Source organism: Streptomyces sp. NPDC050743, assembly GCF_044456925.1.
Taxonomy (GTDB): Bacteria; Actinomycetota; Actinomycetes; order Streptomycetales; family Streptomycetaceae; genus Streptomyces.
This window is the reverse complement of record NZ_JBITGJ010000003.1, coordinates 187,414-201,417: the sequence shown is the minus strand read 5'-3', so window position 1 is coordinate 201,417 and position 14,004 is coordinate 187,414. Positions and strand designations below refer to the sequence as shown.

Below are 14,004 nucleotides of genomic sequence, written 5' to 3'. Positions count from 1 at the left end.
TCACACTTTCAGGAACTGCTCCAACGCCTCCACGACGAACCTGTGGTCCTGGAGCTGGGGCAGGCCGGAGACGGTCACCGCGCCGACGACGCCCGCGTTCTCGACGTGGATCGGGAACGAACCGCCGTGCGCCGCGTAGGTGTCGGGGTCGAGGCGGGAGGAGTCCTCGAACGTCGTGCCCTTGGCGCGGAAGCGGGCGCCGACCAGGTAGGAGGAGGCGCCGTAGCGCTCCACCACCCGGCGCTTGCGGGCGATCCAGGCGTCGTTGTCGGGGGTCGAGCCCGGCAGGGCCGCGTGGAAGAGCTGCTGGCCGGCGCGGTGGATGTCGATGGCGACCGGGGCCTGGCGCTCCCGGGCCAGTTCGACGAGCAGCGAGCCGAGGGCCCAGGCGTCGTCGTACGTGAACTGCCGGAAGACCAGGCGGCGTTCCTGCGCCTCCAGCTCCTCGACGGACGGGGTGAGTTCGGGGGTGGTCCTGAGGGTGATCTGCGGGTGGTGCTGCTGGCTGTGCTGGTGCTGTGGCATCAGAGGGTCACCGTCACCTTGTCCGTGGCCGACTTGCGGGCCGCTTCCAGTACGTCGAGGGCGGCGGCCGCCTCCAGGGCGGTCACCGGGTTGGGGCCGGCGCCGGTCAGGGCGCGGGCGACGGCCGCGTAGTAGGCGGGGTAGTCGCCGGGGAGGGTCGGTACGGGGGTGCCGCCGCCGGTCAGCGGGGATTCCCCGGCGCCGATACGGCCGTACAGGGACTCGGGCTCCGCGCCCCACTGCGGGCCGGGGCGCAGGCCCTCGCGCAGCGCCGCCTCCTGCGGGTCGAGGCCGTACTTCACATAGCCCGCGCGGGAGCCGAGCACCCGGAAGCGGGGGCCGAGCTGGGCGGTCGTCGCGGAGACGTAGAGGTGGGAGCGGACGCCGCTCGTGTGCGTGAGCGCGATGAAGGTGTCGTCGTCCGTCTGGGCGCCGGGGCGGCGGACGTCCGTCTCGGCGTACACCTCGGTGACCGGGCCGAAGAGGACCAGGGCCTGGTCGACGACATGGCTGCCGAGGTCGTAGAGCAGACCTCCGATCTCTGCCGGGTCGCCGGACTCGCGCCAGCCGCCCTTGAGCTGGGGGCGCCAGCGCTCGAAGCGGGACTCGAAGCGCCACACGTCACCCAGGTCGCCCTCGGAGATCAGCTTGCGCAGGGTCAGGAAGTCGTTGTCCCAGCGGCGGTTCTGGAAGACGGACAGGAGCAGACCGCGCTCCTCGGCGAGGGCGGCGAGGTCGCGGGCCTCGGCCGCGGTGCCGGCGACCGGCTTGTCGACGACGACCGGCAGGCCCGCCTTCAGGGCGGCGGAGGCGAGCGGGACGTGCGTCCTGTTCGGGGAGGCGATGACGACCAGGTCCAGCTCGTCCGCGCGGTCGAACAGCGCCTCGGCACCGGCGGCGAGCGTCACCTCCGGGAACTCGGCGCGGGCCTGCTGCTGCCGCTCCGGGTCGGAGGTGACCACCGTGTCCAGGGCGAGGCCCTCGGTGGCGGCGATCAGCGGGGCGTGGAAGACGGAGCCGGCGAGGCCGTAGCCGATCAGGCCGACGCGGAGGGGGGTGGCGGTCGTGCGCCCTGTCGTGGATCCCATGGACCCACTTTCGCAACGCTGTTGCCAAAGTGCAAGTGGAGGGGACAATGGGCGGCGTGAACAGGACGAGCACGGGGACGCGGACGGGGTCGGGGACCGGCGGATCGGGGACCACCGGGGCCGGGACCGGGGCGCGGATGGCAGGCGGCGCGTCGGCTGGAGCGAACCTCGTCGCGGTGCGGTCGCACAACACCGCGCTGGTGCTGGGGCTGCTGCGGGACGCCGGGGCGCAGGGGATCAGCCGGCTCGAACTTGCCGAGCGGACCGGGCTGACCCCGCAGGCCGTCAGCAAGATCACCGCACGGCTGCGGGAGGAGGGTTTCGCGGCGGAGGCCGGGCGGCGGGCGTCGACGGGGGGCAAGCCGCGCACCGTGCTGCGACTGGTACCGGAGGCGGGGCACGCGGTCGGGGTGCACCTGGACCGCGACGAGCTGCGGGTGATGCTGGTCGATCTGAACGGGGCCGTGGTGGGGGAACGGCGGTCCGAGCTGGATCTCGGGGCCGGGGCGGAGGCGGTGCTCGCGGTGGTCGGGGACGCGGTGGAGGCGGTGGTGCGGGAGGGGCTGGGCGCGCTTTTGGGCGCGGAGGGGCCCGCCGAGGCGGGGTCGCTGCTCGGGGTGGGGGTGGCGCTTCCTGGACCGCTCGACCATGTGCGCGGGGTGCTGCACCGGGTGACCGGTTTTCCCGAGTGGGACGGGTTCCCGCTGCGGGACGCGCTCGGGGAGCGGTTGGGGGTGCCGGTGGTGGTGGACAAGGACACGAACGCGGCGGCGCTCGGGCTGTCGGCCGGGGGTGAGCGTGGCGGGGACGGAGAGGTCGGCGAGGGCGGATCCTTCGCGTATCTGCATCTCGGTACGGGGCTCGGCGCCGGGTTGGTGATCGGCGGGCGCGTGCATCGGGGGGCGCGGACCGGAGCGGGGGAGTTCGGGCACCAGGTGATCCAGCTGGACGGGCCGCCGTGCGAGTGCGGGAACCGGGGGTGCGTGGAGGCGCTGTGCCTGGCGGCGGTGGAGCGCGGGGAGGCCGGGGAGGCGGCACGGGTGCTGGGGGTGGCGGCGGCGAACCTGGCCGGCCTGCTGGACATCGATGCGGTGCTGCTCGGGGGGCGGACGATCGCGGCGGCGCCGGAGGGTTTTGTCCGCGGCGTCGGGGAGGTGCTCGATGCCCGGGCCCGGCGGGAGGGGGTGCCTGGGGGTGCGGTGCCGGTGCGGGTCGCTCCACGGGGGGAGCGGGTGGTCGCCGAGGGGGCCGCGCAGCTGCTGTTGGCGCCGGTGTTCGGGCGGGGCGACACGTGACGGGGCGGCGCCGCGTACGGTCTCGGGCGGCTCGGTGGGCGGGCGCCGTCGCCGACCGGGTCGCGGCGTGGCTCACTCCGGCAGGTTGAGTTGCCAGGAGACGCCGAAGCGGTCGTTGACCCAGGCGAACTTGGCGCTGAAGCCGTAGCTGCCCAGGGGCATGAGTTCCGTGCCCTGCTCGGTGAGGGCGGCGTGGAGACGGTCGATCTCGGCCTCGTTCTCACACTGCACGAAGAGCGAGACCGCGGGCGTGAAGGTGAAGTCGTGGTGCGCGGGGCTGTCGATGCACATGAACTGCTGACCGGCGAGCGAGAACGTGGCGTGCTGCACGCTCCCCTCCTTGCCGGGACCGTCGCCCCCGTAGCGAGTAACGCTGACGACCTCGGCGTCGTCGAAGAGCGAGACGTAGAAGGTCATCGCGTCCTCGGCGTTGCCCTCGAACATCAGGAACGTGGTGATCTTCTGTGACGTCGTGATCTGCATGCTGCATGCTCCTCGGCGCGGTTCGGGCAGGGTGCGCGGGCCTGTCCAAGTGTTCACACTGGACCCGAGCGCATCAACCGAATCACACGGCCGGTGTCGTCTCACCGAACGCACCGCTCGGTGCAGTGAGGAGTGAATATGCGCTGCTCTCGCATCACCATCCCCATCCTCGTCGGCGCCAGTCTCGTGGCAGCGCTCGCCGGGCCGGCCGCCGCCTCGCCGGTCGGCACCGTCAGTCCCGCGAAGGTGAAGCCCGGTCAGACCGTCTCCCTCACGCTCGCGGGATGCGGTGATCCCAGCGAGGGCGGCCGCGCCGAAGGAGCGCTGGTCGGCAATGGCACGACGGAGCGCAGCCCCATCGGCGTCGTCGACCTCAAGCCGATGGCGAACGGCACTCTGGCCGGGATCGCCGCGATCGTGCCGGACGCGCGAGCGGGCGCGGCGCAGATCTACCTGGCCTGCGGCTCCGATCCGGACACCGTGGTCACGGTGGACGTCACCGTCACCGGCTGACGCCGCTGACCGGGATCCATCAACCGTCCGATCTCCGCTGAGCGGACCCCGTCACCGCCCGCCCACCCCGCCGATCGAGCGGACTTCGCGGCCCGTACCGGAGTGGCGGTTCCAGGGGTGCCGATTCGGCCGGGATGGTTATGTGTTTATGCGACTGTGTACACCTCTGTCCCTGTCCCTCTGCCTCACCGCAGCCGCCGCGTCCGCCTCCGCCTGGGTGATCGGCCCCGCGGCACCGGCCGCCGCCCTCGTCGACCGGCACCCCGCCCGGCCGCGCCCGGCCGCCGCCCTGGCCGACCCGCCCTCCGCCTGCGTCGACGGCGACCCCCGGGCCTTCCCGCTGTCCGCCCGCATCCGCGGCGGACCGCCCTCCTACGAGGCGGGCGGCGGATACGGCACCTGGTACATCGACCTCACCAACACCACCCGCCGGACCTGCACCGGCATCCACCCGGTGATCGTCCTCACCGACGACAAGCGCGAGCTGAAGCCGGACCAGCCCAAGCTGGAGTTCTACGACGGCCCCACGGCCCGGCCGGTGACCTTCGAGAGCACCGACGAGCAGGAGCTGGTCGGCGTGCTCGACGCCGCCGGGTTCGACGGGTTCGCCGTGCCGCCCGGCAGGACCGTCAGCGTCAAGGTCAGGCTCGTGTTCCCTTCCGACACCGCGTCCGACCAGGTCACCGCCAACGCCGCCGTCGTCCAGCGCCGGGGCGACGACGGGGACTGGGTCGGGGAATCCAACGCCTACCGGTTCGGGATCGGGGAGTACGCGTCGCCGGCCCCGGACGCCACGCGGGACGGCGGCGGCGTGGCACCCCGCGAATCCGGCGACCCCCAGCCCACACCCGGCACCGGCACCGCCGCTCCCACCCCCGACCCCGAGCCCAACCCCGAGCCCGAGCCGAACCTGCCGTTCCCCGCCGGGGCGGAGGAGGCCGGGGAGCGGGCCGGCGAACTGGCGCGCACCGGCCCCGGCCTCGCCCACGGACTGCTCGCGGCCACCGCCGCGCTCGTGGGAGTCGGCGGCGGCGCACTGCTGCTGACCCGCAGACGCCGCTGACCCGGAGTCGTACGACAGGCACCGCTCCCCCCGCCCGCCACCCCCGCCGGGCCGCGGGCGGGCCCGTGCGACGGCCACCCCTGCCCTCTGCACCGATCCGAGCCGTCTGCGACGATCCCTGCGTGGACTACCCGAACGACCAGGCCCCCGGCGCCCCCGTCCGCTCCGGCATCCCCGAGCATGGGCGTATCCCCAAGTACTACGCGGTGAAGGCGCGGATCGCCGCGCTGCTGGAGGAGCTGGGGGAGGACAGCGTCATCCCCACCGAGCGGGACCTCGCCGAGCGGTACGACGTCGCCCGGGAGACCGTGCGGCAGGCCGTACGGGAGCTGGTGCTGGAAGGGCGGCTGAGGCGGAAGGGGCGGGGGACCGTCGTCGCGGGGCCCAAGCTCGCCCAGCCGCTGTCCCTCGCCAGCTACACCGAGGGCGTCCGCAGGCAGGGCCGTACACCCGGTCGTGCCCTCGTCACCCTCGACCGGTTCCCGTGCCCCGACGCCCTCGCCGCCGAGACCGGGCTCACCCGGGGCGCGCCCGTGTGGCACCTGGAGCGCGTGCTGCTCGCCGACGAGGAGCGGGTCGGTCTGGAGAGCACGTACGTCGCCGTCGAGCGGGTGCCCCGGCTGGACGCCGACTTCGACCCCGACTCCTCCTTCTACGGCTATCTCACCAGCCAGGGCATCTCCTTCGGCGACGCCGACGAGCGCATCGAGACCGTGCTGGCCACACCCCGCGAAGCCCTGCTCATCGGCACCCCGCCCGCCCTGCCCATGCTGCTGATCCACCGGGTCTCCCGGGACACCGAGGGCCGGCCCCTGGAGCGGGTGCGGTCGCTGTACCGGGGGGACCGCTTCTCCTTCACGACGCATCTCAAAGGCTGAAAAACCCGCCCATCGACGGCCATCGTAATGTCACGGAAAGATAACGGGTCTAGCCCAAACGTGATGGGTCGTTCACGCTCTCGTTGTCAGCCGGATGTCTCCGGTTCCCCGATCCCGAGGAGCGTTGCCGTCGTGAAAGTGACAGTCGTCGGAGCAGGCGTGGTGGGCACCATGCACGCCTGGCATGCGGTGCAGCGCGGCCACCAGGTCGTCCAGATCGAGCGCGAGGCCGAGGCGCGCGGCGCCTCGCTGCGCAACTTCGGGCAGATCTGGGTCAGTGGCCGTGCCGCCGGAGAAGAGCTGGAGACCGCGCTGCGGGCGCGGGAGCTGTGGGAAGGGATCGGCGCACGGGTGCCGGCGCTGGGCTTCAGGGCGAACGGGTCCCTGACCCCCGTCCGCGGCCCCCTGGAGCTCGCCGTCGCCGAGGCCGCCGCGGCCCGCCCGGACGCCGCCGCCCGTGGTTACAAGCTCCTCGTCCCGAGCGAGGCCCGCGCCCTCAACCCCGCCCTGCGCGGCGACTTCACCGCCGCCCTGTACTGCGAGCGGGACGCGGCGGTCGAGCCGCGCACCGCACAGCTCGCCCTGCGCGCCGAGCTGTCGAAGTCCCCGAACTACACCTTCCTGCCGGGCCGTGAGGTGCGCGAGGTCGTCGGCGCCGGCACCGTCCGGGACGACCACGGGGACGTGCACCGCGCCGACACGGTCGTCCTGTGCACCGGCGCCTGGCTCGGCGGACTGGTCCGCGAACTCGCCGGACCGGACCTTCCCGTGCGCCGAGTGCGCCTCCAGATGATGCAGACCGACCCGCTGGGCGAGCCGCTGCCCACCTCCGTCGCCGACGCCGACAGCTTCCGCTACTACCCGGCCTACGCCTCCCCCGCGCTGGACGAGCTCAACGCCCGCCAGCCGCAGCCGGAGACCGCCGCCGAACACAGGATGCAGCTGCTCATGGTGCAGCGCGCCGACGGCGGACTGACCATCGGCGACACCCACGAGTACGAGCACCCCTTCGCCTTCGACACAGTCGAGGAGCCCTACGAGCACCTCACCGGCGTCGTCGAGTCCCTCCTCGGCCGGCCGCTGCCGCGCATCCGCCGCCGCTGGGCGGGCGTGTACGCGCAGTGCACCGACACCGGCCGGGTGGTGCACCGCGAGCAGGTGCGCGAGGGGGTGTGGCTGGTCACCGGGCCCGGCGGGCGCGGCATGACCTGCGCCCCCGCGATAGCCGAGACCACCGCGAACGAACTGGGCTGGTGAGCACCATGACCCACACCCTGGACAGCATCCGGCTCGTCGTCCTCGACATGGCCGGCACCACCGTCGCCGACGGCGGACTGGTCGAGCGCGCCTTCGAGGCGGCCGCCACCGAGCTCGGCGTCGCCCCCGGCTCCGCCGAGCACGCCGAGCACCTCGCTTACGTCCGTGCCACCATGGGCGAGTCCAAGATCTCCGTCTTCCGGCACCTGTTCGGCGCCGAGGCCCGCGCCCGGCGCGCCAACGCCGCCTTCGAGAAGGCGTACGGCGAACTCGTCGAGGGCGGCCTGATCGCCCCGGTGCCGGGAGCCGAGGAGGCCGTCCGGGAGCTGGCGGACAGCGGCCGTACCGTCGTCCTGACCACCGGCTTCGCCCGCGTCACCCAGGACGCCGTCCTCGACGCCCTCGGCTGGCGGGACTCCTCGTTCCCCGTCTCGCTCACCCTGTGCCCGGCCGACGCCGGCGGGCGCGGGCGGCCGTACCCGGACATGGTCCTTCAGGCCTTCGTCCGCACCAAGGCCGCCGAGGACGTGACGCAGGTCGCCGTCGTCGGGGACACCTCCTACGACGTGCTCAGCGGGGTGCGCGCCGGGGCCGGGCTGGTCGCCGGGGTGCGCACCGGCGCCCACGGCGACGACGCCTTCCGCGCGGCCGGCGCCACGCACGTCCTCGACTCCGTCGCCGACCTGCCCGCGCTGCTGCTGGGAGACCGCTGACATGGGCATCCGCTTCGACTCCGTCACCGTCGCCTACGACGGCAACGTCGACAACCTCGCTCTCGAATCGCTCGACCTGACCGTCGAGCCCGGCGAGGTCATGGCGCTGCTCGGGCCGTCCGGCTCCGGCAAGACCACCGCGCTGCGGGCGGTCGCCGGATTCGTACGACCCGTGTCCGGGCGGGTGTTCCTCGGCGGCCGGGACGTGACGGACCTGCCGCCGTACCGGCGCGGCATCGGGATGGTCGTGCAGAGTTACGCGCTCTTCCCGCACATGCGGGTCGACGAGAACGTGGCCTTCGGGCTCAAGGCCCAAAAGACGCCCAAGAGCGAGATACGGCAGCGGGTCGCCGAGGCGCTGGAGATGACCGGCATGGCCGCCTACGCCCGCCGGCACCCGCGCGAGCTGTCCGGCGGACAGCAGCAGCGGGTCGCCATCGCCCGTGCGCTGGCCATCCGGCCGGACGTGCTGCTCCTCGACGAACCCCTGTCCGCGCTGGACGCCCAGCTGCGGTCCGGGATGCTGGCCGAACTCGCCCGGCTGCACCGGGAGCTGCCCGACCTGTCGATGCTGTACGTCACCCATGACCAGGTCGAGGCGCTGACACTGGCCGACCGGATCGCGGTCATGGACAAGGCGAGACTGCGCGCGTGCGGGACGCCGAAGGAGTTGTACCGGGCGCCCACCGATGAGTTCACGGCGTCGTTCGTGGGTGGCGCGAATCTGGTGCCGGTGATCGTGGGCGCGCAGGGAGTCGCGTTCGCGGGCGCGGAACTCGAGGTCGACACGGCGGGCGCCGCCGCGGGAGCCCGGGCCACGCTGTGTGTACGACCGCACCTGGTCGGTCTGGGCGAGGGCCCCAACCAACTCGTCGGGGCCCTACGGGAGATCCAGTGGCGCGGGGCCACGCACCGGCTGTACGTCGAGGTCGACGGCCATTCCGTCATGGCGGACGTACGTGAGCTGAAGGATCCGCCCCGGCACGGGGAGTCCGTGACCCTGCACTTCGCTCCCGAGAACGCCGTGCTGTTGCCCGCGGGAGTCAGCCATGGCTGAGGCCGTACGGGAAGCGCGGGCCGTCCGCGGCCGGCCGCGCCCGCGCGGCGGCAGCCGCACATCGAACACACCCCAGCGCTCCTTCGGGCCGCTGGTGTGGGCTCTTCCTCCCGTCGCCGCCCTCGCCCTCTTCTTCCTCTACCCCCTCGCCCTGGTCGTCCAGCAGTCCTTCCAGCCCGACAGCGGGGGCACCTCCCTCCGGCCGTACGCCGATGTCTTCGCCTCCGAAGCCTTCCGCAACGCGCTGTGGACGACCGTCTGGCTGGCGCCGGCCTCCACCGTGGGCTGTCTGGTCCTCGGTTTCCTGCTCGCGCTGGTCATCGCGTTCGTGCCGTTTCCCGGGGCGAAGGGGGTGGCGCGGTTCATCGACGTGTACCTGTCCTTCCCGTCCTTCCTGATCACGCTGGCGCTGCTGTTCATCTACGGCACCACCGGGATCATCGGTTCCTTCCAGTTCCTCACCACGCCCTGGGGTGTGCTGCTGGCGGAGGTCACCTACTTCACGCCGTTCGTGATGCGGCCGCTGCTCGCCGCCTTCTCGCAGGTCGACACCGCGCAGCTGGAGGCAGCCAGTTCCCTGGGGGCGCGGGCCCCCCGGATCGTGCGGCGGGTGATCCTGCCGGAGGCGCTGCCCGCGCTCGCGGCCGGCGGGAGTCTCGTCCTGGTGCTGTGCCTCAACGAGTTCGGGATCGTGCTGTTCACCGGCGCGAAGGGCGTCACCACCCTGCCGATGCTCGTCTACAGCAAGGCGATCCTGGAGTCCGACTATCCGGGCGCGTGCGTGGTCGCAGTCGTCAACGTCCTGATCTCCGTGGGTCTTTACGGCCTCTACCGGGTGGTGAGCCGTCGTGCTGGTGCATAGCCGCAAGGCCAGGTGGGCCGTGTGGGCGGTGTTCCTCGTCCTGTTCGTGCCGGTGTTCGCGCTGCCCCTGCTCGTCGTCCTCGGCGCCTCCTTCGCCACCCACTGGTCCGGCGTGCTGCCCTCGGGACCGACCACCGTCAACTACCGTGCCGCCACCCGCGGCGAGGCCCTCCAGGCGCTCACCACCAGCCTGCTCACCGCCACCGCGGCGAGCCTGCTCGCGCTGACCGCCGGGACCTGGGCCGCGCTGGCCGCCGCCGCCCTGAAGAAGCGGTACCGGCGGCTCATGGACGCCCTGTTCGTGCTGCCGGTCGCCGTGCCGTCGGTCGTGGTCGGACTGTCGGTCCTGGTCGCCTTCTCCAAGCCGCCGATGCTGCTCAACGGCACCCGGTGGATCGTGATCCTCGCGCACACCGTGCTGGTCACGGCCTTCGCCCACCAGTCCGTGTCGGCGGCGATCACCCGCCTCGACCCGGCCTACGAACAGGCCGCCGCCTCCCTCGGCGCCCGGCCCGCCTACGTCCTGTGGCGGATCCGCCTCCCCCTCCTCCTGCCCTCCCTCACCGCCGCCGCCGGCCTCTGCTTCGCCCTGTCCATGGGCGAGCTGAGCGCCACGATGATGCTCTATCCGCCGGACTGGACCCCGCTGCCCGTCCTGATCTACGCGGCCACCGACCGCGGCGCGCTGTTCACCGGCTCCGCCGTCGCCGTGGTGCTGATGGCCGCGACCCTGCTCGTCCTGTTCGTCGTCTCCCGGATCCGCACCCGGGCCTCGTACCGCTGAACCCCCCCGGTAATTCCCGTCACCACCACGCCAGGAGTTGGCCTCGCCATGTCCGGAAACCGCCTCACGCTCGCCGTAGCCCTCGCCCTGCTCGCCACCCCCGTCCTGTCCGCCTGCGGCGGCTCCTCCGCCGCCTCCGACGCCAAGGTCGTCACCGTCTACAGCGCCGACGGCCTCAAGGGCGAGAACGGCGACGGCTGGTACGACAAGGTCTTCGCCGACTTCACCAAGCAGACCGGCATCAAGGTCAAGTACGTCGAGGGCGGCTCGGGCGAGATGGTGCAGCGCGCCGTCCGCGAGAAGTCCAACCCGCAGGCCGACGTGCTGGTCACCCTGCCGCCGTTCATCCAGGAGGCCGACGGCAAGGGGCTGCTGCAGAAGTACAGCCCGAACGGCGCGGACCAGGTCGGCGGCGCCGACAAGGCCGCCGACGGCACGTGGATCTCCGTCGTGAACAACTACTTCGCGTTCGTCTACAACAAGAAGGAGCTGAAGCAGGCCCCGAAGACCTGGGACGAGCTGCTCGACGGCACGTACAAGAACAAGCTCCAGTACTCCACCCCCGGTGTCGCCGGTGACGGCACCGCCGTCCTCATCAAGGCCATCCACGACTTCGGCGGCAAGGAGCAGGCCCTCGCCTACCTGAAGAAGCTCCAGGCCAACAACGTCGGCCCGTCCGCCTCCACCGGCAAGCTCGCGCCCAAGGTGGACAAGGGCGAACTGCTCGTCGCCAACGGCGATGTGCAGATGAACTACGCCCAGTCCAAGACCATGCCGGGCCTCGGCATCTGGTTCCCGGCCGGGCAGGACGGCAAGCCCACCACCTTCGCCCTGCCGTACGCGGCCGGCCTGGTCACCAAGGCCCCGCACAGCGAGAACGGCAGGAAGCTGCTCGACTTCATGCTCGCGCGGAAGCAGCAGCAGGAGGTCAGCGAGATCGGCGGCGGGTTCGCCGCCCGCCGGGACGTCAAGGCCACCGACGCCAACGCCGCCGCCCTCACCAAGCTGATGGACGGCGTGGAGACCTTCGAGCCGGACTGGAACGACATCGACAAGAACCTCGCCTCGTACGTCGAGGACTGGAAGTCGGCGACGGGGAGCTGAGCCGGTCGGCCGCCGTACGACGGGGGTCAAGATCAGGCCGCGCTGATTAGGCTAGGGGCGTCGGTACGCCGTGGTTCCGGCGCCCCCGCTTTCTTGACCGTACGCACGCCAGGAGACGCACGACATGGCAGACCGCAAGCCGATCGAGTCATGGCTCACCGACATGGACGGTGTCCTGATCCACGAGGGCGTCCCGATCCCCGGCGCCGACGCCTTCCTGAAGAAGCTGCGCGAGTCCGGGCGGCCCTTCCTGGTGCTCACCAACAACTCCATCTACACCGCCCGCGACCTGCACGCCCGGCTGAACCGCATGGGCCTCGAGGTGCCGGTGGAGAACATCTGGACCTCGGCGCTGGCCACCGCCCAGTTCCTGAACGACCAGCGGCCCGGCGGCAGCGCCTATGTCATCGGCGAGGCCGGCCTGACCACGGCGCTGCACGACATCGGCTACATCCTCACCGACCACGAGCCCGACTTCGTGATCCTCGGCGAGACCCGCACCTACTCCTTCGAGGCCCTGACCAAGGCCGTGCGGCTGATCAACGACGGCGCCCGGTTCATCGCCACCAACCCGGACAACGTCGGCCCCTCCGCCGAGGGCGACCTGCCCGCCACCGGCTCGGTCGCCGCCCTGATCACCGCCGCGACCGGCAAGAAGCCGTACTTCGTGGGCAAGCCCAACCCGCTGATGATGCGGGCCGGGCTCAACGCGATCGGGGCCCACTCGGAGACCTCCGCGATGATCGGCGACCGCATGGACACCGACGTCCTCGCGGGCCTGGAGGCCGGGATGCGTACCTTCCTGGTGCTGTCCGGCGTCACCCAGCCCGACGACGTCGACCGCTACCCCTTCCGCCCCTCGCAGGTCGCCGACTCCATCGCGGACCTGGTCGACCTCGTCTGAACTTGGTCCGGACCGGATCCGACCCGGCCCCACCCGGTCTGACCTGGGGCTTTCAAACGGCCCTCCACCCGTTCGGAGCAATCGGGCACCTCCCGAGGATGCGGAGGCGCCCAGGGCGGGGGAGCCTCCTGGTAACTGGAGGTTCACGATGGGCTCACTACGCCTCACTCTCTGTACAGGAATCCTGGCCGTCGCCGCGTGCACTCCGGCGGCCCACGCGGCCGACGGAGGCGCGGTCTCCGTGACGCCCGCGGCCCCCGGACCCGGCACCGACGTGTCCGTGCGGGTCCGCGGCTGCTCCGGGCCGCAGGGCACCGCCGTCTCGGACGCGTTCGTCACCGACGCCCGGCTGACCGGCAGCGACGGCACCCTGTCCGGTGAGACCCGCGTCCGCTCCGCCCTCAAGGCGGGCGCCTACGACGTCAGGATCACCTGCGCCGACTACGTGCTCACCGGCAGGATCACGGTGGTCGACAGGGGAGCGGTGCCGGGCCAGGCGACCGGGCAGTACCTGGATCCCGGCCGCTGGCCCCTCGGGCCCGCCTCGCCCGTCGCCCCCGTCCTCGCGGGCGGCGGAGGCACCGCCCGCTTCGCCACGGTGGCCACCACCCAATCCGGCCCCGACACCGCCCAGACGGTGACCGGCCTGGCCCTCGCCGGGATCGCGGCGGTCGCCGTCGGACTCAGGGCCCGCCGCGCCCGCGGCGCCCGCTGAGCGCGGCCCATGTCCGCCGACCGCGAGCGCACCACCGGCACCGAGCGGCTCATCACCTGCCTGACCTGGGCGGTGCTGCTGTTCGGGCTGTGGCTGTGGGGGCGCGGGCTGACCGGCGTACCGCACACCACGGACGGCCCGGCCACGGGCAACCTGTTCGGCCTCGCACCCGCCCGGCTGCCCAGCCCGGCCAAGCCGCTCGGGGCAAACGCCGTGCCGCAGCGCGTCGACATCCCCCAACTGGGCGTCCAGGCACCGGTGGTGAGCCGGGGCCTCGACGCCCAGGGCGCCGTCGACCCACCCCCGTTCGACCAGCCGGGCGTGGTCGGCTGGTACGGCGCCGGCACCACACCCGGCGCCAAGGGCGCGGCGCTCCTGGTCGGGCACGTCGACACCGAGACCCGGCCCGCGGTTTTCTACAAGCTCAGCACCCTCGAGCCCGGCGAGACGGTCCGGGTGGTCCGCTCGGACGGCAAGGTCGCCCAGTTCGTCATCGACGACGTCCGCGTCCTGCCCCGCGCCGGCTTCGACGCCCGGCAGGCCTACGGCCCGCACCGGCCCGGCCGCGCCGAACTCCGCCTGATCACCTGCGGCGGCCCCTTCGACCGCACCCTCCACCGCTATACGGCCAACGTCGTGGTCTCCGCCTACCTCACCGGAACCGCCCGCTGACCCTCGTACGCCCCGCCCCGTACGCCCCGCAGTGCGACCGCGCGACCTCGTGAGGGACCGGCCGGATATGCCAGGATTGACACCCGGACCG

Annotated in this window: 16 protein-coding genes; 13 read left to right on the top strand and 3 right to left on the bottom strand. The window is 72.6% G+C overall.

Translation table 11 applies throughout. The features are described from left to right. Positions 1-525 carry a heme-degrading domain-containing protein gene (locus tag ACIBJF_RS05115; protein ID WP_399172303.1) on the bottom strand — a complete coding sequence of 175 codons (525 nt, stop codon included), beginning with the start codon at positions 523-525 and terminating at the stop codon, positions 1-3. Beyond that, on the bottom strand, positions 525-1,613 hold the full coding sequence (locus ACIBJF_RS05110; protein WP_399172302.1) for a Gfo/Idh/MocA family oxidoreductase: 1,089 nt from the start codon (positions 1,611-1,613) through the stop codon (positions 525-527). The genes ACIBJF_RS05115 and ACIBJF_RS05110 overlap by 1 nt, the downstream gene beginning before the upstream one ends. A gap of 47 nt (positions 1,614-1,660) precedes the next feature. Between ACIBJF_RS05110 and ACIBJF_RS05105 the strand changes: the two genes are divergently transcribed. Continuing rightward, on the top strand, positions 1,661-2,908 hold the full coding sequence (locus tag ACIBJF_RS05105; protein WP_399172301.1) for an ROK family protein: 1,248 nt from the start codon (positions 1,661-1,663) through the stop codon (positions 2,906-2,908). A 72-nt stretch (positions 2,909-2,980) separates the two neighbouring features. Here the strand turns inward: ACIBJF_RS05105 and ACIBJF_RS05100 are convergent, their stop codons facing one another. After that, positions 2,981-3,391: a VOC family protein gene (locus ACIBJF_RS05100; RefSeq protein ID WP_399172300.1), complete on the bottom strand. Its 411-nt coding sequence runs from the start codon at positions 3,389-3,391 to the stop codon at positions 2,981-2,983. Positions 3,392-3,529: 138 nt separating this feature from the next. Here ACIBJF_RS05100 and ACIBJF_RS05095 point away from each other — a divergent pair, with 138 nt between their 5' ends. From ACIBJF_RS05095 to ACIBJF_RS05040, 12 genes are all read left to right on the top strand, one after another. Next, a complete protein-coding gene (locus ACIBJF_RS05095) occupies positions 3,530-3,904 on the top strand; it encodes a hypothetical protein (RefSeq protein WP_399172299.1) in 375 nt (124 codons plus the stop codon). Positions 3,905-4,046: 142 nt separating this feature from the next. Then, positions 4,047-4,967, top strand: coding sequence for a hypothetical protein (locus tag ACIBJF_RS05090; protein ID WP_399172298.1), 921 nt, complete (start codon positions 4,047-4,049; stop codon positions 4,965-4,967). A gap of 122 nt (positions 4,968-5,089) precedes the next feature. Continuing rightward, positions 5,090-5,845, top strand: a complete 756-nt coding sequence (locus tag ACIBJF_RS05085) for a GntR family transcriptional regulator (RefSeq protein WP_399172297.1) — start codon at positions 5,090-5,092, stop codon at positions 5,843-5,845. Between the two features lie 132 nt (positions 5,846-5,977). Beyond that, positions 5,978-7,102 carry a TIGR03364 family FAD-dependent oxidoreductase gene (locus tag ACIBJF_RS05080; protein ID WP_399172296.1) on the top strand — a complete coding sequence of 375 codons (1,125 nt, stop codon included), beginning with the start codon at positions 5,978-5,980 and terminating at the stop codon, positions 7,100-7,102. 5 nt (positions 7,103-7,107) lie between these two features. Beyond that, complete coding sequence (locus ACIBJF_RS05075; protein ID WP_399172295.1) at positions 7,108-7,815, top strand: phosphonatase-like hydrolase; 708 nt, start codon at positions 7,108-7,110, stop codon at positions 7,813-7,815. 1 nt (position 7,816) lies between these two features. Then, positions 7,817-8,872 carry an ABC transporter ATP-binding protein gene (locus tag ACIBJF_RS05070; protein WP_399172294.1) on the top strand — a complete coding sequence of 352 codons (1,056 nt, stop codon included), beginning with the start codon at positions 7,817-7,819 and terminating at the stop codon, positions 8,870-8,872. Next, the gene (locus tag ACIBJF_RS05065; RefSeq protein ID WP_399172292.1) at positions 8,865-9,734 is read left to right on the top strand and encodes a 2-aminoethylphosphonate ABC transporter permease subunit; all 870 of its coding nucleotides are present in this window, start codon (positions 8,865-8,867) and stop codon (positions 9,732-9,734) included. The genes ACIBJF_RS05070 and ACIBJF_RS05065 overlap by 8 nt, the downstream gene beginning before the upstream one ends. Continuing rightward, positions 9,721-10,518, top strand: coding sequence for an ABC transporter permease (locus ACIBJF_RS05060; protein ID WP_399172291.1), 798 nt, complete (start codon positions 9,721-9,723; stop codon positions 10,516-10,518). Before ACIBJF_RS05065 ends, ACIBJF_RS05060 begins: the two co-directional genes overlap by 14 nt. A 48-nt stretch (positions 10,519-10,566) precedes the next feature. After that, positions 10,567-11,622 carry a 2-aminoethylphosphonate ABC transporter substrate-binding protein gene (locus tag ACIBJF_RS05055; RefSeq protein ID WP_399172290.1) on the top strand — a complete coding sequence of 352 codons (1,056 nt, stop codon included), beginning with the start codon at positions 10,567-10,569 and terminating at the stop codon, positions 11,620-11,622. Between the two features lie 124 nt (positions 11,623-11,746). Next, positions 11,747-12,526, top strand: coding sequence for an HAD-IIA family hydrolase (locus ACIBJF_RS05050; protein ID WP_351809725.1), 780 nt, complete (start codon positions 11,747-11,749; stop codon positions 12,524-12,526). Between the two features lie 148 nt (positions 12,527-12,674). Beyond that, complete coding sequence (locus ACIBJF_RS05045) at positions 12,675-13,241, top strand: hypothetical protein (RefSeq protein ID WP_399172288.1); 567 nt, start codon at positions 12,675-12,677, stop codon at positions 13,239-13,241. A gap of 9 nt (positions 13,242-13,250) precedes the next feature. Further along, positions 13,251-13,913, top strand: coding sequence for a class F sortase (locus ACIBJF_RS05040; protein ID WP_399172287.1), 663 nt, complete (start codon positions 13,251-13,253; stop codon positions 13,911-13,913). Positions 13,914-14,004 lie beyond the last annotated feature (91 nt).